General features: G+C 50.3%; 22 protein-coding genes and 3 pseudogenes. 18 read left to right on the forward strand and 7 right to left on the reverse strand.

All coding sequences use genetic code 11. The features are described 5' to 3' along the window. Positions 1–180: 180 nt before the first annotated feature. The 4 genes from ACJHW7_RS15115 (at position 181) to ykgO (ending at position 2,665) form a co-directional block, all read left to right on the forward strand. A complete protein-coding gene (locus tag ACJHW7_RS15115) occupies positions 181–1,323 on the forward strand; it encodes an NADH-dependent flavin oxidoreductase (RefSeq protein WP_021556515.1) in 1,143 nt (380 codons plus the stop codon). Between the two features lie 473 nt (positions 1,324–1,796). Beyond that, the gene (gene ykgR, locus ACJHW7_RS15120; protein ID WP_000662258.1) at positions 1,797–1,898 is read left to right on the forward strand and encodes a small membrane protein YkgR; all 102 of its coding nucleotides are present in this window, start codon (positions 1,797–1,799) and stop codon (positions 1,896–1,898) included. 363 nt (positions 1,899–2,261) lie between these two features. Further along, the gene (locus tag ACJHW7_RS15125) at positions 2,262–2,525 is read left to right on the forward strand and encodes a type B 50S ribosomal protein L31 (protein ID WP_000803998.1); all 264 of its coding nucleotides are present in this window, start codon (positions 2,262–2,264) and stop codon (positions 2,523–2,525) included. After that, positions 2,525–2,665, forward strand: a complete 141-nt coding sequence (ykgO, locus tag ACJHW7_RS15130; RefSeq protein ID WP_000866436.1) for a type B 50S ribosomal protein L36 — start codon at positions 2,525–2,527, stop codon at positions 2,663–2,665. Before ACJHW7_RS15125 ends, ykgO begins: the two co-directional genes overlap by 1 nt. A 69-nt stretch (positions 2,666–2,734) precedes the next feature. Here the strand turns inward: ykgO and ACJHW7_RS15135 are convergent, their stop codons facing one another. After that, the gene (locus ACJHW7_RS15135; protein WP_001147284.1) at positions 2,735–2,926 is read right to left on the reverse strand and encodes a hypothetical protein; all 192 of its coding nucleotides are present in this window, start codon (positions 2,924–2,926) and stop codon (positions 2,735–2,737) included. Positions 2,927–3,749: 823 nt separating this feature from the next. On the opposite strand from ACJHW7_RS15135, the gene ecpR reads away from it, so the two are divergent. The 7 genes from ecpR to ACJHW7_RS15170 all read left to right on the forward strand — a co-directional run bounded on the left by ecpR (position 3,750) and on the right by ACJHW7_RS15170 (position 11,185). Continuing rightward, the gene (gene ecpR / locus ACJHW7_RS15140) at positions 3,750–4,292 is read left to right on the forward strand and encodes an ECP biosynthesis operon DNA-binding transcriptional regulator EcpR (RefSeq protein WP_000389022.1); all 543 of its coding nucleotides are present in this window, start codon (positions 3,750–3,752) and stop codon (positions 4,290–4,292) included. A 74-nt stretch (positions 4,293–4,366) separates the two neighbouring features. After that, positions 4,367–4,954, forward strand: coding sequence for a common pilus major fimbrillin subunit EcpA (ecpA, locus tag ACJHW7_RS15145; RefSeq protein WP_000730968.1), 588 nt, complete (start codon positions 4,367–4,369; stop codon positions 4,952–4,954). 57 nt (positions 4,955–5,011) lie between these two features. Further along, entirely contained in the window at positions 5,012–5,680 is a 669-nt protein-coding gene (gene ecpB, locus ACJHW7_RS15150; protein ID WP_000716383.1) for a fimbrial chaperone EcpB, read from the forward strand. A 25-nt stretch (positions 5,681–5,705) separates the two neighbouring features. After that, complete coding sequence (gene ecpC, locus ACJHW7_RS15155; RefSeq protein ID WP_001131058.1) at positions 5,706–8,231, forward strand: fimbrial usher EcpC; 2,526 nt, start codon at positions 5,706–5,708, stop codon at positions 8,229–8,231. Continuing rightward, entirely contained in the window at positions 8,221–9,864 is a 1,644-nt protein-coding gene (gene ecpD / locus ACJHW7_RS15160; RefSeq protein ID WP_021556514.1) for a fimbrial adhesin EcpD, read from the forward strand. The genes ecpC and ecpD overlap by 11 nt, the downstream gene beginning before the upstream one ends. Beyond that, positions 9,833–10,543, forward strand: a complete 711-nt coding sequence (ecpE, locus tag ACJHW7_RS15165; protein ID WP_021556513.1) for a fimbrial chaperone EcpE — start codon at positions 9,833–9,835, stop codon at positions 10,541–10,543. The genes ecpD and ecpE overlap by 32 nt, the downstream gene beginning before the upstream one ends. Positions 10,544–10,855: 312 nt before the next feature. After that, positions 10,856–11,185, forward strand: coding sequence for a YkgJ family cysteine cluster protein (locus tag ACJHW7_RS15170; RefSeq protein ID WP_001307600.1), 330 nt, complete (start codon positions 10,856–10,858; stop codon positions 11,183–11,185). A gap of 246 nt (positions 11,186–11,431) precedes the next feature. Here ACJHW7_RS15170 and ACJHW7_RS15175 read toward each other — a convergent pair whose 3' ends face one another. Further along, positions 11,432–12,046 (reverse strand): YagU family protein, encoded by a 615-nt coding sequence (locus ACJHW7_RS15175; RefSeq protein WP_001019915.1) that lies wholly within the window; start codon positions 12,044–12,046, stop codon positions 11,432–11,434. A gap of 46 nt (positions 12,047–12,092) precedes the next feature. Beyond that, a complete protein-coding gene (locus tag ACJHW7_RS15180) occupies positions 12,093–12,341 on the reverse strand; it encodes a hypothetical protein (protein ID WP_120314245.1) in 249 nt (82 codons plus the stop codon). A gap of 122 nt (positions 12,342–12,463) precedes the next feature. Here ACJHW7_RS15180 and paoA point away from each other — a divergent pair, with 122 nt between their 5' ends. From paoA to paoD, 4 genes are read left to right on the forward strand one after another with little or no spacing between them, the layout of a single operon-like run. After that, positions 12,464–13,153, forward strand: coding sequence for an aldehyde dehydrogenase iron-sulfur subunit PaoA (gene paoA / locus ACJHW7_RS15185; protein WP_021556512.1), 690 nt, complete (start codon positions 12,464–12,466; stop codon positions 13,151–13,153). Next, positions 13,150–14,106 (forward strand): aldehyde oxidoreductase FAD-binding subunit PaoB, encoded by a 957-nt coding sequence (paoB, locus tag ACJHW7_RS15190; RefSeq protein ID WP_001624636.1) that lies wholly within the window; start codon positions 13,150–13,152, stop codon positions 14,104–14,106. The genes paoA and paoB overlap by 4 nt, the downstream gene beginning before the upstream one ends. Then, entirely contained in the window at positions 14,103–16,301 is a 2,199-nt protein-coding gene (paoC, locus tag ACJHW7_RS15195; protein ID WP_040234559.1) for an aldehyde oxidoreductase molybdenum-binding subunit PaoC, read from the forward strand. Before paoB ends, paoC begins: the two co-directional genes overlap by 4 nt. 9 nt (positions 16,302–16,310) lie before the next feature. Beyond that, positions 16,311–17,267 carry a molybdenum cofactor insertion chaperone PaoD gene (paoD, locus tag ACJHW7_RS15200; protein ID WP_021556510.1) on the forward strand — a complete coding sequence of 319 codons (957 nt, stop codon included), beginning with the start codon at positions 16,311–16,313 and terminating at the stop codon, positions 17,265–17,267. Positions 17,268–17,444: 177 nt separating this feature from the next. Here paoD and ACJHW7_RS15205 read toward each other — a convergent pair whose 3' ends face one another. Together ACJHW7_RS15205 and ACJHW7_RS15210 are read right to left on the reverse strand one after the other, a co-directional pair. Beyond that, positions 17,445–18,572, reverse strand: coding sequence for an MFS transporter (locus ACJHW7_RS15205; protein ID WP_001612427.1), 1,128 nt, complete (start codon positions 18,570–18,572; stop codon positions 17,445–17,447). Positions 18,573–18,713: 141 nt separating this feature from the next. Continuing rightward, on the reverse strand, positions 18,714–19,772 hold the full coding sequence (locus ACJHW7_RS15210) for an alpha/beta hydrolase (RefSeq protein ID WP_021556509.1): 1,059 nt from the start codon (positions 19,770–19,772) through the stop codon (positions 18,714–18,716). A gap of 264 nt (positions 19,773–20,036) precedes the next feature. Between ACJHW7_RS15210 and ACJHW7_RS15215 the strand changes: the two genes are divergently transcribed. Together ACJHW7_RS15215 and ykgR (ACJHW7_RS15220) are read left to right on the forward strand one after the other, a co-directional pair. Beyond that, positions 20,037–20,921, forward strand: coding sequence for a LysR family transcriptional regulator (locus ACJHW7_RS15215; protein ID WP_001119037.1), 885 nt, complete (start codon positions 20,037–20,039; stop codon positions 20,919–20,921). Between the two features lie 230 nt (positions 20,922–21,151). After that, positions 21,152–21,220 (forward strand): annotated as a pseudogene (gene ykgR / locus ACJHW7_RS15220) (small membrane protein YkgR); the annotation flags it as partial. Positions 21,221–21,623: 403 nt separating this feature from the next. Here the strand turns inward: ykgR (ACJHW7_RS15220) and ACJHW7_RS15225 are convergent. Further along, positions 21,624–21,902: a hypothetical protein gene (locus ACJHW7_RS15225; protein ID WP_024227134.1), complete on the reverse strand. Its 279-nt coding sequence runs from the start codon at positions 21,900–21,902 to the stop codon at positions 21,624–21,626. Between the two features lie 164 nt (positions 21,903–22,066). Beyond that, positions 22,067–22,324 (reverse strand): annotated as a pseudogene (locus ACJHW7_RS15230) (SDR family oxidoreductase); the annotation flags it as partial. A gap of 2 nt (positions 22,325–22,326) precedes the next feature. On the opposite strand from ACJHW7_RS15230, the pseudogene ACJHW7_RS15235 reads away from it, so the two are divergent. Next, a pseudogene (locus ACJHW7_RS15235) lies at positions 22,327–22,746 on the forward strand (LysR substrate-binding domain-containing protein); the annotation flags it as partial. Positions 22,747–23,548 lie beyond the last annotated feature (802 nt).

Below are 23,548 nucleotides of genomic sequence, written 5' to 3' on the forward strand. Positions count from 1 at the left end.
CAACAATAATAAAATTACTCAAAAAGAAATTTCATTAAAAAACAAAAAAGCAGCAACTCAATTATTAGAAACACTTTAAAGGGATTATAAATAAAGCCAGAACTCTTGGTTCCAAAGCTGGCAACAACTAACCAGTTAAAACATTCGCATCAAAATCAGATAAACATTTGAGGTATTGTTATGACAAATAAACACCCATCATTGTTTTCTCCTTTTATGCTGACAGAAAAAATAAAGCTACGTAATCGTATCGTTATGGCTCCTATGACGACCTGGTCAGCGAATCCTGATGGAACCATCTCTGAGCAAGAACTCGAATTTTATAAACGCCGCTCACAAAATGTTGGTTTAGTAATAACAGGATGTACCTATGTCACGCCAAGCGGCATTGGGTTTACTCATGAATTTGCCGCATATGACGACCGTTTCATTAACAGCCTTGAAAAGTTAGCAGCGGCAGCCCAAAGTGGGGGTGCTCCGGCTATTTTGCAGATTTTCCACGCCGGTAATAAAGCCATCCCGGAGCTTGTACCAAATAACGATGTTATTAGTGCCAGCGCATCAAGCGTAAAAAATGGTGACTTTATGAAGAGAGTGGTACAAAGCAGGGAAATGACTGAAAACGAAATTCAGGAAACCATTAGAGCATTCGGAGATGTCACAAAAAGGGCGATTAAAGCAGGTTTTGATGGCATTGAACTTCATGGTGCGCACGGATTCCTTCTACAGAATTTCTTCTCCCCTCTATTTAACCAGCGTAATGACCGATGGGGAGGAGATCTCGAAGGACGTATGCGCTTCCCGCTGGCCGTATTACAGGAAGTAAAAAATGTAGTCTATGAATATGCGACAAAGCCCTTTGCCATCGGTTACAGAATATCTCCTGAAGAATCTGCAACAGGGGGGCTGCGGATAGAGGATACTTATAAACTCCTTGATCGGCTCATTTCATCCGGTATTTCGTATATACATACCTCGCTGGTCAGTATTAACGATAGCTACCCTGTTGAGTCGCCAAATGGCCCCCGAACTATTGAATTGATTTTAAATCATATTGCAGGCAGAGTGCCGGTAATCGCTGCAGGTAAAATACGCACACCGTCTCAGGCTCAAGAAGCAATTTCCACTGGCCTGCCACTTGTTGCGATCGGTAAAGGGCTGGTGATAAATCCAGAATGGGTGACTTTAGCTGAATCAGGTAGAGGCCATGAAATTCAAACAACCCTTAATCCACAACTTGTTCCTGAATTAACCATTCCGGATAAACTATGGGATCAAATTCAGGCATCGAAAGGAACTGGCTGGTTTCCGTTAATGGATTAAATATCTATTACTCTCCCGAGAGTAAAACTATCAAATCAATGAGTAACCGATACAGCCTCACAAATTCTTTCAAATAATTAACCCGTCACTGCGGCACGTTCTCTCATAAGGCGTGCCTGCAGTGTAATCCAGTATGTATCCGGCATAGTTGACGGTTTAATAGAGCTCAATTCCTCGCCCAGGTTACCAACAACGATATCTTGTATAACACCCCAGGAGATACGACATTATGATGAGATGCGATATGCTCCTCAGCGCCAATTAACGCCAGGACTGGGCCAGTCTTGAGATCAGACTCATTCCCGGAACTGACTTCAGGCGACATATATCAATGACGTTGGTGCAATAAAAGATAGCCGATGTAATACATCTATTCAAATTTGTGATACATGTCAAAAAATTGGTTGACCAAACTCGTTATTTATATAAGGGCACTTACGAAGTGCGCTCTTTTTTAAAGCGAGGAAGTACCAATGAAAGAGAATAAAGTACAACAAATCAGTCATAAACTGATTAATATCGTTGTTTTTGTCGCAATTGTAGAATACGCCTATTTATTTCTCCATTTCTATTAATAACGGCAATAAACTGTTCACTTCAGTGATATTTAAAATATGCATCCTCTCCCTTTTTGTAAGTAATTATTATATCCGTGGGAGAGGAATACACGCTGTCAGGTAATCAATCATACTGCGATAAATCATCGGCCAGTAAAGTGGAGATAACCTCCATTCTCGAAAAATCCATACTCTCAGCGAAACTATCATCAATCACTCATCCAGGCGTTTATGGGAGCGTCGCCAATGGCTGTTAACAATGCCAGACTTCCCCGTTGCGGAAATTCCACATACCACTAATGGTCACAGGGATTGGGTGTTGAAATGATCCGGATGAGCATGTATCTTTATGGTTATGTTATAACATAACAGGTAAAAATGATGAAGCCCAATATCCATCCTGAGTATCGTACTGTGGTGTTCCACGACACCAGTGTTGATGAGTACTTTAAAATCGGCTCGACTATCAAAACAGACCGTGAGATTGAGCTGGATGGCGTAACGTATCCGTACGTAACAATTGATGTCTCTTCGAAATCGCACCCGTTCTATACAGGGAAGCTGAGAACAGTGGCATCAGAAGGAAATGTTGCACGGTTCACCCAACGTTTTGGTCGTTTTGTTAGCACGAAAAAGGGGGCATGATGAAAGTCCTTAACTCTCTGCGTACCGCAAAAGAACGCCATCCAGACTGTCAGATTGTGAAGCGAAAAGGACGGCTGTATGTGATTTGTAAATCTAATCCACGTTTTAAGGCCGTTCAGGGTCGTAAGAAAAAACGTTGATTTAAAATTCGACGAATTAACGATATTTGTCTGATTAATAATCAGACCGGATTAATGTTGGTGTATTTATTACACCAGCATTAATTTTCCTGGGGATGTATCTTCCTGTTCATTTAAGGTCAACTGCCTGACGTTTCTCTCCGAATATTCCATTATATTAATGTTGACTTGTTGACCAGCTTCGCCCCTGTATGCTGGCATCAACCCTCTTTTAGACTGAACACGCCACTCAGTTTCCTCCCTTTGCGACGCAGCCTGCATTTACACTCAAACTGTTAAGATGATAAATGTGGTAAATCTGTTGGTACTGACATAAAAACGTTTACGCCACAGGAACGGCCTGATCCACCGGTAACCCCATCGCCGACGTTCGAGTGCCAGTTAGAGTAACGCGCACAGATAACTGCACTCAGTGCCCTGGCAAAGAGGCCATCGTTCCTGTGACAACTGGCAGTCTTCGTTTAACTTCACTTAATTTGGCTCTTAGGGGGCTTACCGGACAGATGAAATACTTACACCTGTTTAATTTTTCATCACTTATTGGGATGAACACCCATAACCATTTTGTGCGGCATGTTAATCCATTAAAACACCTTACTGATTGGCAAATCATCTTTAATTATGACTCATGATAGTTTTATATTCTATTTCTTATCATTTAAACTTGTTTTTTTACTAGTCCATTACACAACACATTAAGACTATTCCTAACACCTCAGGGCAAAGTTCCTGGCTAATATAAAATGCAAGTAAGAATTGAACGATATATTGCCAATAACCTTATGAAACTGAATGTCTTTTTCTTCTTATCAAAAAAGCAATATTTTCATTTTTTGTAAATATTGACTTAACCATGGAATTCCTTTTTCGTTCACATATTGACACTGATCGGGAAAAAAACATAAATTTAAGCCCAATCGAAAATAATTAAACTTAATCTCGTTTAACCTATATTGATATGTGCTACGTATCTTATTTACTTCCGATTTACTAAAGAAACTGAATGTACCTGTAAAAATTACAGGTTTGGAAAGTAGTGACATGGCAAAATGATTACAGCAGGGACTATGAGGTTAAAAACCATATGGAATGTCAAAACCGTTCTGATAAATACATCTGGTCTCCCCATGACGCCTACTTCTATAAAGGACTATCTGAACTGATTGTGGATATCGACAGATTAATTTATCTATCGCTGGAGAAAATCAGAAAAGATTTCGTGTTTATCAATCTCAATACGGATTCTTTAACTGAATTTATAAACCGTGATAATGAGTGGTTATCCGCGGTAAAGGGGAAACAGGTCGTATTGATTGCGGCCAGAAAGTCAGAAGCCTTAGCAAATTATTGGTATTACAACAGCAATATTAGAGGCGTGGTATACGCTGGACTGAGTCGTGATATTAGAAAAGAACTGGCCTATGTGATTAATGGCAGGTTCCTGAGAAAAGATATTAAGAAAGATAAAATCACTGACCGGGAAATGGAAATTATCCGCATGACGGCTCAGGGAATGCTGCCTAAATCGATTGCCAGAATTGAAAATTGTAGTGTAAAGACAGTGTATACCCATCGGCGTAATGCAGAGGCCAAGCTGTACTCAAAATTATATAAGTTGGTTCAGTAAACTCCAGACAAGTTAGTTTTAAAAAATGACTCACCGGGACTTCATGTCCTCAATTCAACTCGGGAAGAAAAGCAATGAAAAAAAAGGTTCTGGCAATAGCTCTGGTAACGGTGTTTACCGGTATAGGTGTGGCGCAGGCTGCTGACGTAACAGCTCAGGCTGTAGCGACCTGGTCAGCAACAGCCAAAAAAGACACCACCAGTAAGCTGGTTGTGACGCCACTCGGTAGCCTGGCGTTCCAGTATGCCGAAGGCATTAAAGGTTTTAACTCACAGAAAGGTCTATTTGACGTGGCTATCGAGGGTGACTCAACGGCTACCGCCTTTAAACTGACCTCACGTCTTATCACCAACACATTAACCCAGTTGGATACCTCAGGTTCCACACTGAATGTGGGCGTGGATTATAACGGCGCGGCAGTCGAAAAAACTGGCGATACCGTGATGATCGATACCGCCAACGGCGTACTGGGCGGCAACCTTAGCCCGCTGGCTAACGGTTACAATGCCAGCAATCGTACCACCGCACAGGATGGTTTCACCTTCTCCATCATCAGCGGCACCACCAATGGTACCACCGCAGTAACCGATTACAGCACTCTACCGGAAGGCATCTGGAGCGGCGACGTTAGCGTACAGTTCGACGCGACCTGGACCAGTTAATCTCTCTGATGTACCAGCAGGGGTAGCCCCCCTGCTTTATTCCTGGACGGAATTGTTATGAAAAAGCACCTTCTGCTTCTCGCTCTGCTGTTATCCGGAATATCTCCGGCCCAGGCGCTGGATGTCGGCGATATATCATCGTTTATGAACAGTGACAGCAGCACGCTGAGCAAAACGATCAAAAACAGTACCGACAGTGGTCGCCTCATCAATATCCGTCTCGAACGGCTCTCTTCACCGCTTGACGACGGGCAGGTTATCGCAATGGACAAGCCGGATGAGTTGCTACTCACTCCCGCCAGCTTGCTGCTACCCGCCCAAGCCAGCGAAGTGATCCGCTTCTTCTATAAGGGACCAGCAGATGAAAAAGAGCGCTACTACCGCATTGTCTGGTTTGATCAGGCCCTCAGTGATGCGCAGCGCGATAATGCCAACCGCAGCGCTGTGGCCACTGCTTCCGCCCGCATCGGCACCATTCTGGTCGTCGCACCCCGCCAGGCAAACTACCACTTTCAGTACGCCAACGGCTCCCTGACAAATACAGGAAATGCGACGCTGCGGATCCTCGCCTACGGCCCCTGCCTGAAAGCCGCCAATGGTAAAGAGTGTAAAGAGAATTACTACCTGATGCCGGGCAAGTCGCGTCGTTTTACCCGCGTGGACACGGCGGATAACAAAGGACGGGTTGCACTTTGGCAGGGTGATAAGTTCATTCCCGTGAAATAGATAGCTGTGCAGATGGATAACGACAATGCCTTTACGACGGTTCTCCCCAGGACTGAAAGCCCAGTTTGCCTTCGGCATGGTCTTTTTGTTCGTTCAGCCCGATGCCAGCGCTGCTGACATAAGTGCGCAGCAAATAGGTGGGGTGATTATTCCGCAGGCCTTCAGTCAGGCGCTTCAGGACGGCATGAGCGTCCCGCTCTATATTCATCTCGCCGGTAGTCAGGGTCGCCAGGACGATCAGCGAATCGGCAGCGCTTTTATCTGGCTGGATGATGGACAGCTACGCATCCGGAAAATACAGCTGGAAGAGAGTGAAGATAACGCCAGTGTCAGCGAACAAACTCGACAGCAGCTGATGGCTCTGGCAAACGCCCCGTTCAATGAGGCCCTTACCATCCCCCTGACTGACAACGCGCAGCTGGATCTCAGCTTGCGCCAACTGCTGCTGCAGCTGGTGGTCAAGCGCGAAGCGCTGGGCACTGTACTACGCTCACGTAGCGAAGACATCGGGCAGTCCAGTGTTAACACCCTCAGCAGTAATCTGAGCTATAACTTCGGCATCTATAACAACCAGTTGCGTAACGGCGGGAGTAACACATCCAGCTATCTGTCGCTGAATAACGTTACTGCACTGCGCGAACATCATGTGGTGCTCGACGGCTCGCTGTACGGGATCGGTAGCGGTCAACAGGACAGTGAATTATATAAAGCGATGTATGAACGCGATTTTGCCGGTCACCGATTTGCCGGTGGAATGCTCGACACCTGGAACTTGCAGTCCTTAGGGCCGATGACCGCCATTTCAGCAGGGAAGATTTACGGCCTTTCCTGGGGAAACCAGGCCAGCTCCACCATCTTCGACAGCAGCCAGTCAGCCACGCCAGTGATCGCCTTTTTACCGGCGGCGGGCGAAGTACATCTCACCCGTGATGGGCGGTTACTAAGCGTTCAGAACTTCACCATGGGCAATCATGAAGTGGATACCCGGGGTCTACCGTACGGTATTTACGATGTGGAAGTTGAGGTGATCGTTAACGGTCGCGTGATCAGCAAACGCACTCAACGGGTCAATAAGCTGTTTAGCCGGGGGCGCGGCGTCGGTGCACCACTGGCGTGGCAGATATGGGGCGGTAGCTTTCATATGGATCGCTGGTCGGAAAACGGGAAAAAGACGCGACCAGCTAAAGAGAGTTGGCTGGCAGGTGCCTCGACCTCCGGCTCACTGAGTACGCTTAGCTGGGCGGCAACGGGATATGGATACGATAATCAGGCGGTGGGTGAAACCCGTCTGACGCTGCCGCTTGGGGGAGCGATCAACGTTAACCTGCAAAATATGCTGGCCAGTGACAGCTCATGGAGCAACATCGCCAGCATCAGCGCCACTCTACCGGGAGGCTTTAGTTCGCTGTGGGTTAACCAGGAAAAAACCCGCATTGGCAATCAATTGCGACGTAGCGATGCCGACAACCGTGCAATCGGCGGCACACTCAACCTGAACTCACTGTGGTCGAAGCTGGGCACATTCAGCATCAGCTACAATGATGACCGCCGTTACAACAGCCATTATTACACGGCAGATTACTATCAAAATGTCTACAGCGGTCCCTTTGGTTCGCTTGGCCTGCGGGCCGGTATTCAGCGCTATAACAACGGCGACAGCAACGCCAATACAGGGAAATATATCGCTCTCGATCTCTCGCTACCACTGGGCAACTGGTTTAGCGCAGGGATGACTCATCAAAACGGCTACACCATGGCAAACCTGTCAGCACGCAAGCAGTTTGATGAAGGGACCATTCGCACTGTTGGTGCCAATCTGTCACGAGCCATCTCCGGCGATACCGGTGATGACAAAACTCTCAGTGGTGGGGCGTATGCACAGTTCGACGCTCGCTACGCCAGCGGAACGCTGAACGTCAATAGCGCGGCGGACGGCTACGTCAATACCAATTTAACCGCCAATGGCAGCGTCGGCTGGCAGGGTAAAAACATTGCTGCCAGCGGGCGGACTGATGGCAACGCTGGGGTGATATTCAACACCGGGCTGGAGGACGACGGTCAGATCAGCGCCAAAATCAACGGGCGGATTTTCCCGCTTAACGGCAAGCGTAACTATCTCCCGCTCTCTCCCTATGGAAGATATGAGGTGGAGTTACAGAACAGCAAAAACTCACTCGACAGTTACGATATCGTCAGCGGTCGCAAAAGTCATCTGACTCTCTATCCAGGCAATGTCGCTGTCATTGAGCCAGAGGTGAAGCAGATGGTTACCGTCTCCGGTCGTATCCGTGCGGAAGACGGCACACTGCTGGCTAACGCACGGATTAACAACCATATCGGCCGAACCCGAACCGATGAAAACGGCGAGTTTGTCATGGACGTGGATAAGAAATACCCCACTATCGATTTTCGCTACAGTGGCAATAAAACCTGCGAAGTGGCACTGGAACTCAACCAGGCGCGCGGTGCCGTCTGGGTCGGTGATGTGGTCTGCAGCGGCCTCTCATCGTGGGCGGCGGTGACGCAGACAGGAGAAGAGAATGAGAGTTAACCTACTGATAGCGATGATAATCTTTGCGCTAATCTGGCCAGTAACTGCGCTCAGAGCGGCAGTGAGCAAAACAACCTGGGCGGATGCACCGGCACGCGAGTTTGTGTTTGTCGAAAACAACTCAGACGACAACTTTTTCGTCACTCCTGGCGGGGCGCTGGATCCGCGCCTGACCGGTGCCAACCGCTGGACCGGTTTAAAATACAATGGTTCAGGAACCATCTATCAGCAAAGCCTCGGCTACATTGATAACGGTTACAACACCGGCCTTTATACCAACTGGAAGTTTGATATGTGGCTGGAAAATTCACCAGTTTCATCTCCTTTAACTGGCTTGCGCTGCATCAACTGGTACGCTGGGTGTAATATGACCACCAGTCTTATCCTGCCGCAAACCACCGACACCAGTGGATTTTATGGCGCGACGGTGACCAGCGGCGGCGCGAAGTGGATGCACGGCATGTTGTCAGACGCGTTTTACCAGTATCTGCAACAAATGCCCGTCGGCAGCAGCTTTACAATGACCATCAATGCCTGCCAGACCTCTGTGAACTATGACGCCAGCAGCGGCGCACGCTGTAAGGATCAGGCCTCCGGCAACTGGTATGTTCGCAACGTCACCCATACGAAAGCAGCAAACCTACGGTTGATAAATACCCACTCGCTGGCGGAAGTATTTATCAACAGCGACGGAGTACCGACTCTGGGCGAAGGGAACGCCGACTGCCGGACGCAAACCATCGGCAGCCGTTCAGGATTAAGTTGTAAGATGGTTAACTATACCCTGCAAACAAACGGACTCAGCAACACCTCAATCCATATATTCCCGGCGATCGCCAACTCGTCGTTAGCCTCGGCCATCGGGGCGTACGATATGCAGTTCAGTCTGAATGGCAGTTCATGGAAACCGGTGAGCAATACTGCCTATTACTACACCTTCAACGAGATGAAGAGCGCAGACTCGATCTATGTTTTCTTCTCGAGCAACTTCTTTAAGCAGATGGTGAACCAGGGAATCAGCGATATCAACACCAAAGATCTATTCAACTTTCGCTTTCAGAACACCACATCACCGGAGTCTGGCTGGTATGAATTTTCTACCTCCAACACGCTGATTATCAAACCCCGTGATTTCAGCATCAGTATTATCTCCGATGAATATACTCAGACACCGTCGCGGGAGGGATATGTTGGCAGCGGCGAGTCGGCACTCGATTTCGGCTATATCGTAACCACCAGCGGTAAAACAGCTGCCGACGAAGTGCTGATCAAGGTGACCGGACCCGCGCAGGTGATTGGCGGGCGCTCCTATTGTGTCTTCAGCTCCGATGACGGTAAGGCGAAAGTACCGTTCCCGGCGACGCTTTCCTTTATTACCCGCAACGGAGCTACAAAAACCTACGATGCCGGGTGCGATGATAGCTGGCGGGATATGACCGATGCGCTGTGGCTGACCACACCGTGGACTGATATCTCTGGCGAAGTGGGGCAGATGGATAAGACCACAGTCAAATTTTCGATTCCAATGGATAACGCCATTTCGCTGCGTACGGTAGATGATAACGGCTGGTTTGGCGAAGTCAGCGCTTCAGGAGAAATTCATGTTCAGGCGACGTGGCGTAACATTAACTAAGGCCCTGCTGACAGCGGTCTGTATGCTGGCGGCACCTTTGACACAGGCGATTTCGGTCGGCAATCTGACATTTTCGCTGCCGTCCGAGACTGACTTTGTCAGCAAACGTGTAGTGAATAACAACAAAAGCGCACGGATATACCGTATTGCCATCAGTGCTATTGATAGCCCGGGCAGCAGTGAATTGCGCACCCGACCGGTGGATGGTGAACTGCTTTTCGCCCCCCGCCAGCTGGCGTTGCAGGCTGGTGAGAGCGAGTATTTTAAATTTTACTATCATGGTCCACAGGATAACCGCGAGCGCTACTACCGGGTCTCATTTCGCGAGGTCCCCACTCGTAACCTGACAAAACGCAGCCCTACCGGCGGTGAGGTCAGCACGGAGCCGGTGGTGGTGATGGATACCATTCTGGTAGTACGACCACGTCAGGTTCAGTTTAAATGGTCCTTCGACAAGGTGACAGGAACGGTAAGTAACACCGGCAACACATGGTTTAAGCTACTGATTAAGCCAGGATGTGATTCGACCGAAGAGGAAGGCGATGCCTGGTATCTACGTCCGGGAGACGTGGTTCATCAGCCTGAGTTACGTCAGCCGGGGAATCATTATCTGGTCTATAACGACAAATTCATTAAGATTAGCGATTCCTGTCCGGCTAAGCCCCCTTCGGCGGACTGATACTTATCCATCGGTCGAGGGAAGAATTCCACCTCAGAGACTCAAAAAACGTTTAAATGATGTGGAAGCGATCGTCAATGTCACCTGTAACGATGGGCTTTCTCATATGCACACCATAGTGTTCAGGAGACACAGAAAGGTATCAGGCTGCCTGCTAACGAGTGGTTTATTCACGAAATAGTACGTAAAATCGGTAACGGCTGGAAATCATTCAATACTCACACTATCGAAAGTACACCAGCCAACCGCGGTACGTTCTTACATACGATGTACCGCTGTTCTCTTTACGATTTATAGCTGTACTGGTGAATTATGAGCAATCTGAATCCATGCATGACGTGTGGTGCCTGTTGTGCATTTTTCCGCGTCTCTTTTTACTGGGCCGAAGCCGACGATGCTGGCGGTACCATTCCCGCCAGGCTCACTGAACAAATATCCCCTTTTCACCGATGCATGAGCGGTACCAATCAGAAAAACCCCCGATGTATTGCCCTTGCAGGAACCCCAGGCAAAAATGCCTGCTGCACGATATATAAAAATCGATCGTCCACGTGCAGAGAATTCGCCATGTCTGGTGAGAACGGAGAAGTCAATGAGGCTTGCAATCGTGCAAGGGCTAAATACGGGCTGACACCGTTATAAATATACAATAATTAATTGCACTGCCCCGCCAGCGATAATAGCGGGGCTTCGTTTTCAGGGACAACAAAACCCGAAACTTCTTGTATTTGCCAGCAACAATGCCTCTCTTCTGTAGCGTTCTTCGGATCTACATCATCCTGAAGTAGCGCGATATACTCACTGACTATCTGAATCAGAATATAAAAAGCAATGTTTTTAACCTATAAAAATGGCGCTGTATTTGCGCCATTTTTATCATTCAATGCATTATCTGTTTGAGCCTAAGGGGATCTCAGGGTCTGGCTCATGAGTAATTCTGTTTCGTAAATCTCTGCGAATAATTTCAATGGACCAGAACCAGACTAAATGTCCAAAAATTTCAGAAACATTCTCATACCACGGGAGATCAAAAAGAGGTGGTGTCAGTCCCATGAGAGGGAATGAAATCATATGAACAAAAAGTTGGGCTAAAGCACCTGCCAGTAAGCCCTGCCAGAGTTTAATTTTTGGAAATACTTCAGCGACCACACAATAACCGACAGCAAACACTATCGAAAAGATAATGTGCGTAACACCAACCCAGTTAAAGATATGCCCGGCAAAGGTATAAACAGCCGCATTGGGATCTGTCAGCCCCAGCCAGTCTCGAAGAAAAATATACGGAGGATTGAGAAAATTACGCGAGCAATCAATTTGCCCAGCAGCCCTGATTAATGATTCCGGGCCACACGCTGCATTAAACATATCCACCGGGCTACGTGGAGGCAATGGAACTTCAGCCCCCCACTTCACAAATGCGGAAACAACGCCAGCAATCAGCCCAATGAATGCAGCAAGACCATAACGTCTGCGGTTCGGTGGAGTTTGTTCAAATATATTCATATCTACCCTGCTTGTACCATTATGTTATACACCTCTTTAGGAGTATTCATAAAACAAGGCGAATGTAAAGAACTGTATTGTTTTGTATAACAAGATGGTTGTCTAATCGCCAAAGAATATAAGCACCATCATTTCTCCCTATTTTTATATTAGAAGTGACATAGATTTGCAGGGTGATGCAGAGCTGACAATCACAGGTTTCCTTATCGGTTTTTGCATCGTACAACTCAAGCAATAAACCAGCTCCCATCATCATCAACATCCCGGCGAACATGAATTTATTAGCCGGGCTCATAGCTGCATTCGCGTTTTAAGAATAATCCTCCTGCTGTCGCCGACTATGCTTAACGTTTAAAAAAGCATCAGCACTCTCGCAACGCACTCTTATTTTCCCCTTTAGAATACCGGAGGCCTGGTATGAGCAACCAAGGCGAATACCCCGAAGATAATCGGGTTGGGAAGCACGAGCCGCACGATTTTAGTTTGACCCGTCGCGATCTGATTAAAGTGAGCGCCGCAACGGCGGCGACCGCCGTGGTTTATCCTCATTCTACGCTTGCGGCAAGCGTTCCGGCAGTTACACCCGCGCCAGAGATAATGCCCCTGACACTTAAGGTGAACGGCAAAACCGAGCAGCTTGAGGTGGATACCCGAACCACGCTACTGGACGCTTTGCGTGAAAATCTGCATTTGATCGGTACCAAGAAAGGTTGCGATCACGGACAGTGCGGAGCCTGTACCGTGCTGGTCAATGGTCGCAGGCTTAATGCCTGCCTGACGCTTGCAGTCATGCATCAGGGGGCCGAGATCACCACCATTGAAGGCCTGGGTTCACCAGATAATCTTCACCCCATGCAGGCGGCCTTTATCAAGCATGATGGCTTCCAGTGCGGCTACTGCACCTCCGGGCAAATTTGCTCATCAGTAGCGGTGCTAAAAGAGATTCAGGACGGCATTCCCAGTCACGTCACGGTCGATTTGGTTTCCCCTCCAGAAAGAACTGCCGATGAGATCCGTGAACGTATGAGCGGCAACATCTGTCGCTGTGGTGCATACGCTAACATCCTTGCCGCCATTGAAGACGCTGCGGGGGAGATAAAATCATGAAGGCGTTTACCTATGAACGAGTGAACACCCCGGCCGAGGCGGCACTTAGCGCTCAGCGCGTACCCGGCGCAAAATTTATCGCGGGCGGGACCAATCTGCTGGACCTGATGAAGCTGGAAATTGAAACGCCCACCCACCTTATCGATGTGAACGGGCTCGGGCTCGATAAGATTGAAGTGACCGACGCGGGTGGGCTGCGCATCGGCGCACTGGTACGGAACACCGACCTGGCGGCTCACGAGCGCGTGCGTCGTGATTACGCGATACTCTCCCGCGCCCTGCTCGCTGGCGCGTCTGGTCAGTTACGCAATCAGGCAACCACCGCAGGTAATCTGCTCCAGCGCACGCGCTGCCCCTATTTTTACGACACCAATCAGCCCTGCAATAAGCGCCTGCCCGGGAGCGGCTGCGCGGCGCTTGAAGGCTTTAGCCGTCAGCACGCGGTGGTAGGCGTAAGCGAAGCCTGCATTGCCACCCATCCGAGCGATATGGCGGTCGCAATGCGGTTGCTGGATGCGGTGGTGGAAACCATCACGCCGGAGGGAAAGACTCGCAGTATCACACTGGCTGATTTTTATCACCCACCGGGGAAAACGCCGCACATTGAAACCGCCCTGCTTCCCGGTGAGCTTATCGTTGCGGTGACGTTACCTCCGCCGCTCGGCGGAAAACATATTTACCGTAAGGTGCGCGATCGCGCCTCCTACGCCTTTGCCCTGGTATCGGTCGCGGCGATTATTCAGCCTGACGGCAGCGGGCGCGTCGCGCTGGGCGGAGTAGCACATAAGCCCTGGCGCATTGAGGCTGCGGATGCTCAACTATCCCAGGGGGCGCAGGCCGTATATGACGCGCTGTTCGCCAGCGCCCATCCCACCGCTGAAAACACCTTTAAACTCCTGTTGGCGAAGCGAACGCTTGCCTCCGTACTGGCTGAAGCGAGGGCACAAGCATGAAATTTGATAAACCCGCAGGGGAAAACCCGATCGATCAGCTGAAGGTTGTCGGTCGTCCCCATGACCGCATCGACGGACCGCTGAAAACTACCGGCACGGCACGCTACGCCTACGAATGGCATGAAGAATCCCCCAACGCCGCCTATGGCTATATCGTCGGTTCCGCCATTGCCAAAGGACGCCTCACCGCCCTTGATACGGACGCCGCGCAAAAAGCGCCGGGCGTACTGGCTGTCATTACCGCCAGTAACGCCGGGGCACTCAGTAAAGGCGACAAAAACACCGCCAGGCTGTTAGGCGGCCCCACTATTGAGCACTATCATCAGGCCATTGCGCTGGTAGTGGCCGAGACCTTCGAACAGGCGCGAGCGGCGGCCTCGCTGGTGCAGGCGCACTATCGCCGTAATAAAGGAGCTTACTCCCTGGCGGACGAAAAACAGGCCGTCAGTCAGCCGCCGGAAGACACGCCCGACAAAAACGTCGGTGACTTTGACGGGGCTTTCTCCTCCGCTGCGGTGAAGATTGATGCTACCTACACGACCCCGGATCAGAGCCATATGGCGATGGAGCCGCATGCCTCGATGGCCGTCTGGGATGGAAATAAGCTTACTCTCTGGACCTCAAATCAGATGATTGACTGGTGCCGCACCGATCTGGCAAAAACGCTGAAAGTGCCCGTGGAGAATGTGCGTATTATCTCCCCGTATATCGGCGGAGGGTTTGGCGGCAAGCTGTTCCTGAGAAGCGATGCGCTGCTGGCAGCCCTCGCCGCCCGAGCGGTGAAACGTCCGGTTAAAGTGATGCTCCCCCGCCCCACTATTCCCAATAACACCACGCACCGCCCCGCCACCCTTCAGCACTTGCGTATCGGTGCCGACCAGAGCGGGAAAATCACCGCTATCTCACATGAAAGCTGGTCCGGAAACCTGCCCGGCGGCACGCCGGAAACGGCGGTACAGCAAAGCGAATTACTCTACGCCGGGGCAAACCGTCATACCGGCCTGCGGCTCGCCACGCTTGATTTGCCGGAAGGGAACGCCATGCGTGCGCCCGGCGAAGCCCCCGGTCTGATGGCGCTCGAAATCGCGATCGACGAACTGGCGGAAAAAGCGGGCATCGATCCCGTCGAGTTTCGCATCCTGAATGACACTCAGGTTGACCCCGCCGACCCGACGCGCCGCTTCTCTCGCCGTCAGCTTATCGAGTGCTTGCGCACCGGAGCGGATAAATTTGGCTGGAAGCAGCGCAACGCCACACCCGGACAGGTGCGCGACGGGGAGTGGCTGGTCGGCCACGGTGTTGCGGCGGGCTTTCGCAATAATCTGCTGGAAAAATCGGGTGCTCGGGTTCACCTCGAACAAAACGGCACCGTTACCGTAGAAACGGACATGACCGACATTGGCACCGGCAGCTACACCATTCTGGCCCAGACGGCAGCGGAAATGCTTGGCGTACCGCTGGAGCAGGTTGCGGTTCACCTCGGCGATTCCAGTTTCCCGGTTTCTGCGGGTTCTGGTGGACAATGGGGCGCGAATACCTCCACCTCCGGCGTTTACGCCGCCTGTATGAAGCTTCGCGAAATGATTGCCTCGACAGTCGGGTTTGATCCTGAGCAGTCGCAGTTTGCCGACGGCAAGATTACCAACGGTACCCGAAGCGCCACGCTACATGAGGCCACCGCAGGCGGCAGACTGACAGCGGAAGAGAGCATTGAATTCGGAACACTGAGCAAGGAGTACCAGCAGTCGACCTTTGCCGGGCATTTTGTGGAGGTCGGCGTGCATAGCGCGACGGGAGAAGTTCGGGTCCGGCGTATGCTCGCTGTGTGTGCTGCAGGACGCATCCTGAATCCGAAAACTGCACGCAGCCAGGTCATTGGCGCAATGACTATGGGCATGGGCGCGGCACTGATGGAGGAGCTGGCGGTGGATGACCGTTTGGGCTACTTCGTTAATCACGATATGGCGGGGTATGAGGTGCCGGTCCATGCGGATATCCCAAAACAGGAGGTGATTTTCCTGGATGATACCGACCCCATATCCTCCCCGATGAAGGCCAAAGGTGTCGGTGAGCTGGGCCTGTGCGGCGTGAGCGCGGCTATCGCCAACGCGGTGTATAACGCCACCGGTATTCGGGTACGGGATTATCCCATCACTCTGGATAAGCTGCTCGATAAGCTGCCGGATGTGGTTTAAGGAGGAACAATGTCATACCCGCTTTTTGACAAAGACGAACACTGGCATAAGCCAGAGCAGGCGTTTCTCACCGATGACCACCGGACCATTCTGCGCTTCGCCGTAGAGGCGCTAATGTCCGGTAAAGGAGCGGTGCTGGTGACGCTGGTGGAGATACGCGGCGGCGCGGCGCGCCCGCTCGGGGCGCAGATGGTGGTGCGCGAAGATGGTCGTTACTGCGGTTTTGTCTCTGGCGGCTGCGTGGAGGCCGCTGCCGCTTTTGAAGCGCTGGAGATGATGGGCTCAGGCTGCGAACGCGAAATTCGCTATGGCGAAGGTTCGCCGTGGTTTGACATCGTTCTGCCCTGCGGCGGTGGGATCACGCTGACGCTCCATAAACTACGCTCGGCACAGCCTCTGCTCGCCGTGCTGAACCGCCTGGAACAGAGAAAACCGGCGGGGCTGCGCTACGATCCGCAAGCACAATCGTTGGTGTGCCTGCCCACGCAAACCCGAACGGGCTGGAATCTCAATGGCTTTGAGGTGGGGTTCAGGCCATGCGTCAGGCTGATGATTTACGGACGTTCTCTTGAGGCGCAGGCAACCGCGAGTCTTGCAGCAGCCACAGGCTATGACAGCCATATCTTCGATCTTTTTCCGGCCTCAGCCAGCGCTCAGATCGATACCGATACGGCGGTCATTTTGCTGTGCCATGATCTCAACCGAGAGCTGCCAGTGTTGCAGGCCGCGCGAGAGGCAAAACCCTTTTATCTCGGCGCATTGGGCAGCTATCGAACCCACACGTTACGTCTGCAAAAGCTCCACGAGCTGGGATGGTCCAGGGAGGAGACAGCGCAAATCCGGGCACCCGTCGGGATATTTCCCAAAGCCCGGGATGCGCATACTCTGGCACTCTCCGTGCTGGCAGAAGTCGCCTCTGTACGTCTCCATCAGGAGGAGGATTCATACCTGCCCCCGTCGTCCTGATCCTTGCGGCCGGGCGTGGGAAGCGCTTTCTCACCTCCGGGGAAATACCATAAATTAAGAGAAAAATCTGCAGTAGCCGTTTTAGAAAATCACCTAAATCGTTTAAAAGAGCGCCCTACCCATAGTGGGTGCTCATCGCCTTGTGTAACTTATTCAGCAACGCGCGCCCTCGCCGGACTAAAGCGCACCGGCCTTCTGGCGTGCGGTAACAAAGGTCAGTACGCCCGCGCAAAGGAGCAGCACACTACTCATGGCAAACGTACTCTGCCAGCCAAGGCGGTCAAACACGATGCCTCCTGCCGTTGATCCAAGGGCGATTGAGAGCTGAATCACCGCGACCATGAGACCGCCTCCGGCTTCGGCGTTGTCAGGCAACGTACGCGCAATCCATGTCCACCATCCGGTTGGCGCGGCGGTGGCCAGCATGCCCCAGAGTCCTAACAGCAGCGAGACCGTCCAGACGTGATGCCCGGTAAGCATCAGACCGATGGCAATGACGGCCATCAGTCCGGGTATGGCCATCAGCGTGGGGTAGAATTTTCTGTTGAGAAATGTCGAAACAACCAGCGTGCCAATAAAACCGGCCACGCCGATAATCAGCAAAATCAACGACAAGCCTAAGGAATTAACCCGTGTCACCGACTCCAGAAACGGGCGCACATAGGTGAATAGCGCAAACTGCCCCATGAAAAACAGGCCACAAGCTATCATGCCGACCACAACCATGCGGCGGCTAAATAAGCGGAATACCGCGCCACATGACGTGTGGCTTTTATTCGCATCCATGCTGGGCAGACTAATGCACTGCCAGATAAAGGCGACAACCGCCATGGGCACCAGGCACAAGAAAGCGCCTCGCCATCCGACCGTAGCCCCCAGATAGCTTCCCAGCGGCGCGGCCACGACCGTCGCCAGCGCATTACCGGCGTTGAAAATCGCCAGCGCACGCGTGACCTGATGCTGCGGCACCAGACGAATCGCCGTTGCCGCTGACATAGACCAGAATCCGCCAATGGCCACACCAATCATCGCACGACCGACCATATACATCAGATAACTGGTAGCCAGCGCAATAATAAGCCCCGATACGGCCATCAGAACCGTCATCCCCAGCAGCAGGAACTTACGATTCATCTTTCCAGCTAGCGTTGAAAGCGTCAGGCTGGTCAGAACCGCCAGCGCACCGGAGATAGCAATCCCCTGCCCTGCAAGCCCCTCCGTCACGCCTAAATCGCGGGTAATCGGCGTGAGCAGGCTGACGGGCATAAATTCAGAAGCAATCAGCACAAACACGCACAGGGTCATGGCAAAAATACCGCCCCAGTATGCGCGCTGATGATGAGGTGATAGTGTTTGGCTTAGTGTCGACATAGTGAAATTTCACAAAGATCAGGATAAAAGCCACCAGCCTATGGCCGGTGGCTTTGCATCAATTCAGGAGAGGTTTTATTTCAGTTTGGTCTGGAAAAATTGTTCGAACTTCGCGAAAGGTATTTTTCCGGCCACGTTATCGTACAGGTCCACGTGATTTGCCCCTGGTACCACCACCAACTCTTTGTCTTTACTGCCAACCGCCTTGTAAGCATCTTCAGCAAAATAGCGTGAATGCGCTTTCTCACCGGTCACAATCAGCGTCGGGATGGTGATTTCACTGGCGTATCTCAACAGCGGCATATTCATAAATGACAGCGGCATCGTTGCCGTCCACGCCCCGGTAGAGTTAACGGAACGTTCGTGGAAGCCGCGCGGCATGCGATAGTAGTCAAAGAACTCTTTCAGTACCGGATGAGGATTTGCCGGCAGCGTTTCTGGCAGAATGCGCTCGCCCGCACTGACCTTGCCGTTGCTGTCGACATTAATATCATGACCACCGTGAGCAAACGTTCCGCTCTGCGCATCCTTCCAGCGCTGTTCATTCAGATATTGCAGAACAGCACGACGGTCGGCGGTAGAATAACGGTCTTTGCCATCCCCCACACCATGACCCATCGCCCGGCTCATGTCATACATCACGCTGGTAGCTACCGCTTTAACGCGGGTATCCATCGCCACGTCGTTCAGCGCCATGCCGCCCCAGCCACAAATACCGAGCAGCCCGATACGGTTGCGGTCTACCTCTTTTTGCAGCCCTAAGAAATCCACCGCCGCGCTGAAATCTTCAGTGTTGATATCCGGTGAGGCGACGTTTCGCGGATAGCCGCCGCTTTCCCCGGTGTAAGAAGGATCGAACGCCAGGGTAACAAACCCTCGTTCCGCCAGCGTCTGCGCATACAGGCCGCTGGATTGCTCTTTCACCGCGCCAAATGGCCCACTGACCGCAATCGCCGCCAGCTTGCGATCGCCACGGTCTTTAGGCAGGTAAAGATCGCCCACTAAGGTGATGCCATATCGGTTCGGGAACGAGACTTTACGGTGATCGACTTTCTGGCTCTCGGCGAACGTTTTATCCCATTTATCTGTCATGGACACAGGGGCATTAGGATTGGTTGAATCAGCATAACTCATTGTCGTGACTCCACTTAATGATGCGAAAAGCAGCATGGTCGGCATCGCGGTTTTTAGCGTTCGGGTGAAGGCTTTCATAAAAATCCCCATAAAAAACAACAGAGAGATACAGGTTTCCGACGGACAACGCTGCGGTGCTTTACTTTGATGGGGTCATTATAGTGAGCAGAATTAGTGCTGATTAGGGGGCGATTAATGCTAAGATTAATACCATATTGTTATAAATTAATGCGGAGATTGCCGGCATGAAGGGGGGATGTTTCAATGGCGAAAAGGGAGAACTACAACGAGCTGTACCTGTTTATGCAGGTGGTGCGGGAAGGCAGCTTTACCGCAGCGGCTCAGCGGCTGGGTCTTGCTCAGTCAGGAGTCAGCCGTTCTGTTCGCGAGCTTGAAGAAAGGCTGGGTGTCCAGCTGCTAGTGCGCACCACGCGTAAACTGTCGCTGACACAAGCAGGCGAGCAGCTCTACCAGAAGACGGCATCTGGATTTGAAATGTTAGATCTTGGGCTTGCCACACTGGCGCACTATCGAGAGACGCCCTCCGGCACGGTGCGTATCAATGCCAGCCAGCACGCGATTGATAAATGCCTGCTGCCAAAGCTGGCGGTATTTAAACAGCGATATCCTGATATCCGGCTTGAACTGATAAATGAGAGCCGGTTCGTCGATATCATCGAGGAAAGATTCGATGCAGGTGTCCGCCTGGGGCCTGAAGTCGGCCAGGGTATGGTCGCGGTACGCATCACGCCCGATATGGAGATGGCAATTGTGGGGACTCCGGAACATTTTCGTCGCTATGGTTTTCCGCAAACTCCGGCGGATTTAAAGGCGCATCCCTGTATCGCCTATCAGTTTGCCGACGGCAGCGTATACCAGTGGGAACTCAATCAGGATGATAAAAAAATCACTCATCGCCCTGAAGGACAATGGGCCCTATCCGACAGCTATATGGAAGCAGAAGCCGCCCGGCTGGGCCTCGGATTGGCCTATGTTCCTGTTGAACTGGTCGCGGATGATTTAGAACACGGTAAGCTTATCAGGGTGTTGCAGCGTTACAGCCTGCGAATGGAGGGATTGTTTCTCTATTACCCTCATCGCAACGTCTCCCCCGCCCTGCGGATGGTCATTGATACATTGAAAATCTGAACGTTAATAACGACCGACTCTTCACTGTGCAAAATTGTGTCAGGTAATCCCTCTGCGTTCAATTCCAGGGTCTGCTTTGAGCGAGAAAGATCAGACTTATCTGTACAAGGGGACTATCCAGCAATGGAGATCATCCAAAAGAAAAAACCACCTGGCTCCCCTCGACAACCTTAATCCGGGCATTTAGCCTCAATCAACATTTTCATATCTGTCAGGTTACTTCATTATGAAAACCGATCAATATCGTTGTTTTTGTTGCAACAGTAGAATACGCGTATTTATCCCTCCATTTCTATTAATAACGGCAATAAACTGTTCATTTCACTGATATTTAAAATATGCATCCTTTTCAAGCTGTTCAGCGGCATAAGAAAACGTATTAAATATGAATTCGACGATTTAACCATTTCTGTCTGATTGGTAATCATCTGTGATTAATGCTGGTCTATTGATTACGCCAGCATTAACCGCTTAGGGATGTATTCTTCCTGTTGATATACAGCCCTCGAAAAAGAGAGAAAATAAAACTGTGTCCAATATTACTCTACCACTCCAGACCGAAGCATCGGTAGAATTAGCAGAACGACTGGTACAATAGATTGGGATAGCGTCATTTGTCAGGTATTCCATTGCCTGACAAATGACAATTTTGAGTCAATAGACGTGCTTCTTGATCATGTCTTAAAAATTATACCATGAGCCTTATGAAGCATCATTTTTACTGACTGGTGTTAATTTTGCTATCATATAAACTCTGTTCTTAAAAAACGCGCCCAGAATTTTATATGATTTCCCTTGTTTTTCTGCCTGTAAAGAAATTTCTTTTTCAGTGCTGTCAATGGTTGAACCGACGGCAGTAATCGTTTTGGCGACGCTACTGAATGATAATAAAGACAGTGTAACAACAACAATTAAAGAACAGATAGTATTCACGCTAATTCTCCTGACAATTGAGAGGATGAGTTTTATATACATAGGTATTAAACATGAGTCATATTTACCCCAAGAGAAAATACTCCTTCTGTAATTAAACCTTCATCTCCTTCGGGGTGAGCAATACATAATACATCTTGCTATGAAAACACAGGGATATATAAATCTTCCTTCTGACCTATTTAATAAAACGTGAATGTAAAAATTATTCTTCAGTTTGCAGATGCAGTGGGTCTGATGGTAATTTCGGTTGTATCAACGCTTTCGGGAGATTCAATAATATGCCTTACAGCACGGGCAATATCCGCGGGTTGAAGTGCAACAGAACGGTAGGCGTCCATTGCCTTCATGGTTTCCACATGGGTAATGGTTGAAGCCAGTTCACTTTCGACAACGCCAGGATTTACGCAGGTCACACGGATTTTCGAGCTTTCTTGCCGTAAGCCATCAGAAATAGCCCGTACTGCAAATCAGGCAGCGTGAAATGGTCGTTGCCTCTCCCTCCTATCTCGCAGCCAACAGCACACCTGTTCATCCGCGTGAACTTGTGAATCATAAGTGTATCGGCTGGCGTCAATCCCCGGATGTTGCGCCTTATCGCTGGCCATTTGAAGAAAACAGGAGAGCTTTCGACCTTGCGATTGAACCGCAGATTACGACTAATGATCTGCGTCTGATGTTGAGGCTGGCTCTTGCCGGCGGAGGAATAACAATTGCCACTCAGGAAACTTTCAGGCCATATATTGAAAGCGGTAGGCTTGTATCTCTGCTTGATGACTTTCTTCCACAATTTCCGGGCTTCTATCTGTATTTCCCACAGCGTCGCAATATTGCACCAAAGCTCCGCGCCCTGATTGACCACGTCAAGGAATGGCGGCAGCAATTGGCTTAAATGTCTGCACCTGCATTGCCTGATGTCAGAACAGTATTTTGATTAATTGCCAGGGTTACAATGGCATAAATACGGCACAGGAGGAAACGTGGTGTATTTGAATATGGGGTAACTACTTGATTTAAATGGTGCCGATAATAGGAGTCGAACCTACGACCTTCGCATTACGAATTATAAGAATCCGCTTCTAATTCAAAGCATTACCCCATCAACACTGCGCTCACACGTCCCACCACATCAAAACATGTAAAGCCTTGCAAGCCATTGCGAGGCCTTATATGTCTCAGTTTTGTCCCACCTTGTATTACAACTTGCATAGCCAATGAAGATACGTAACGACAAACGGCACTGCAGTCTTCTTTTCTTTCACGACTTCCCCATCCCAAGCATGCATACCTTTCTGCCACAACTGTAGTTAATGTCTGTTATGAGCGATGAGCGGACGTTGAGGCACCTGGTACATAGTCTCAATTATCAACTTTTCTGGCCCGTAGTGTCCGGAGGAGCAAATCGTACAAACTATCCACTGCAGGAGAACCCTGAGAAGCACGGCTTCTGAATAATGAGACTTCCATCGATTCAAGGTGACCTGTCCCCAGTGTTAGATACAAACGTCAGTTAGTAATGTCGTTTTCTTTACCTTCACATTTTCCATTTGTCACCATGCAGCAAGCTCCGATTATCTTACGTTGATCGTGCCGAGTCGTGGGATTCAATGCGGCATTTAGTGTGTTAGGCTCTATGAATGGTTCTCGTTCCTCTTTACTGCTTACAATTGACTGTGAGGTAGTCCCGCACGATG

Origin of the sequence: Escherichia sp. WS1152 (assembly GCF_046487665.1) — a bacterium.
GTDB classification, from domain to species: domain Bacteria; phylum Pseudomonadota; class Gammaproteobacteria; order Enterobacterales; family Enterobacteriaceae; genus Escherichia; species Escherichia coli.

Coding starts and splice junctions, on each gene's coding strand:
- ACJHW7_RS15115 (WP_021556515.1), top strand. CDS start 181: ATGACAAATAAACACCCATCATTGTTTTCTCCTTTTATGCTGACAGAA.
- ykgR (WP_000662258.1), top strand. CDS start 1,797: ATGAAAGAGAATAAAGTACAACAAATCAGTCATAAACTGATTAATATC.
- ACJHW7_RS15125 (WP_000803998.1), top strand. CDS start 2,262: ATGAAGCCCAATATCCATCCTGAGTATCGTACTGTGGTGTTCCACGAC.
- ykgO (WP_000866436.1), top strand. CDS start 2,525: ATGAAAGTCCTTAACTCTCTGCGTACCGCAAAAGAACGCCATCCAGAC.
- ACJHW7_RS15135 (WP_001147284.1), bottom strand. CDS start 2,926: ATGCAGGCTGCGTCGCAAAGGGAGGAAACTGAGTGGCGTGTTCAGTCT.
- ecpR (WP_000389022.1), top strand. CDS start 3,750: ATGGAATGTCAAAACCGTTCTGATAAATACATCTGGTCTCCCCATGAC.
- ecpA (WP_000730968.1), top strand. CDS start 4,367: ATGAAAAAAAAGGTTCTGGCAATAGCTCTGGTAACGGTGTTTACCGGT.
- ecpB (WP_000716383.1), top strand. CDS start 5,012: ATGAAAAAGCACCTTCTGCTTCTCGCTCTGCTGTTATCCGGAATATCT.
- ecpC (WP_001131058.1), top strand. CDS start 5,706: ATGCCTTTACGACGGTTCTCCCCAGGACTGAAAGCCCAGTTTGCCTTC.
- ecpD (WP_021556514.1), top strand. CDS start 8,221: ATGAGAGTTAACCTACTGATAGCGATGATAATCTTTGCGCTAATCTGG.
- ecpE (WP_021556513.1), top strand. CDS start 9,833: ATGTTCAGGCGACGTGGCGTAACATTAACTAAGGCCCTGCTGACAGCG.
- ACJHW7_RS15170 (WP_001307600.1), top strand. CDS start 10,856: ATGAGCAATCTGAATCCATGCATGACGTGTGGTGCCTGTTGTGCATTT.
- ACJHW7_RS15175 (WP_001019915.1), bottom strand. CDS start 12,046: ATGAATATATTTGAACAAACTCCACCGAACCGCAGACGTTATGGTCTT.
- ACJHW7_RS15180 (WP_120314245.1), bottom strand. CDS start 12,341: ATGAGCCCGGCTAATAAATTCATGTTCGCCGGGATGTTGATGATGATG.
- paoA (WP_021556512.1), top strand. CDS start 12,464: ATGAGCAACCAAGGCGAATACCCCGAAGATAATCGGGTTGGGAAGCAC.
- paoB (WP_001624636.1), top strand. CDS start 13,150: ATGAAGGCGTTTACCTATGAACGAGTGAACACCCCGGCCGAGGCGGCA.
- paoC (WP_040234559.1), top strand. CDS start 14,103: ATGAAATTTGATAAACCCGCAGGGGAAAACCCGATCGATCAGCTGAAG.
- paoD (WP_021556510.1), top strand. CDS start 16,311: ATGTCATACCCGCTTTTTGACAAAGACGAACACTGGCATAAGCCAGAG.
- ACJHW7_RS15205 (WP_001612427.1), bottom strand. CDS start 18,572: ATGACCCTGTGCGTGTTTGTGCTGATTGCTTCTGAATTTATGCCCGTC.
- ACJHW7_RS15210 (WP_021556509.1), bottom strand. CDS start 19,772: ATGAGTTATGCTGATTCAACCAATCCTAATGCCCCTGTGTCCATGACA.
- ACJHW7_RS15215 (WP_001119037.1), top strand. CDS start 20,037: ATGGCGAAAAGGGAGAACTACAACGAGCTGTACCTGTTTATGCAGGTG.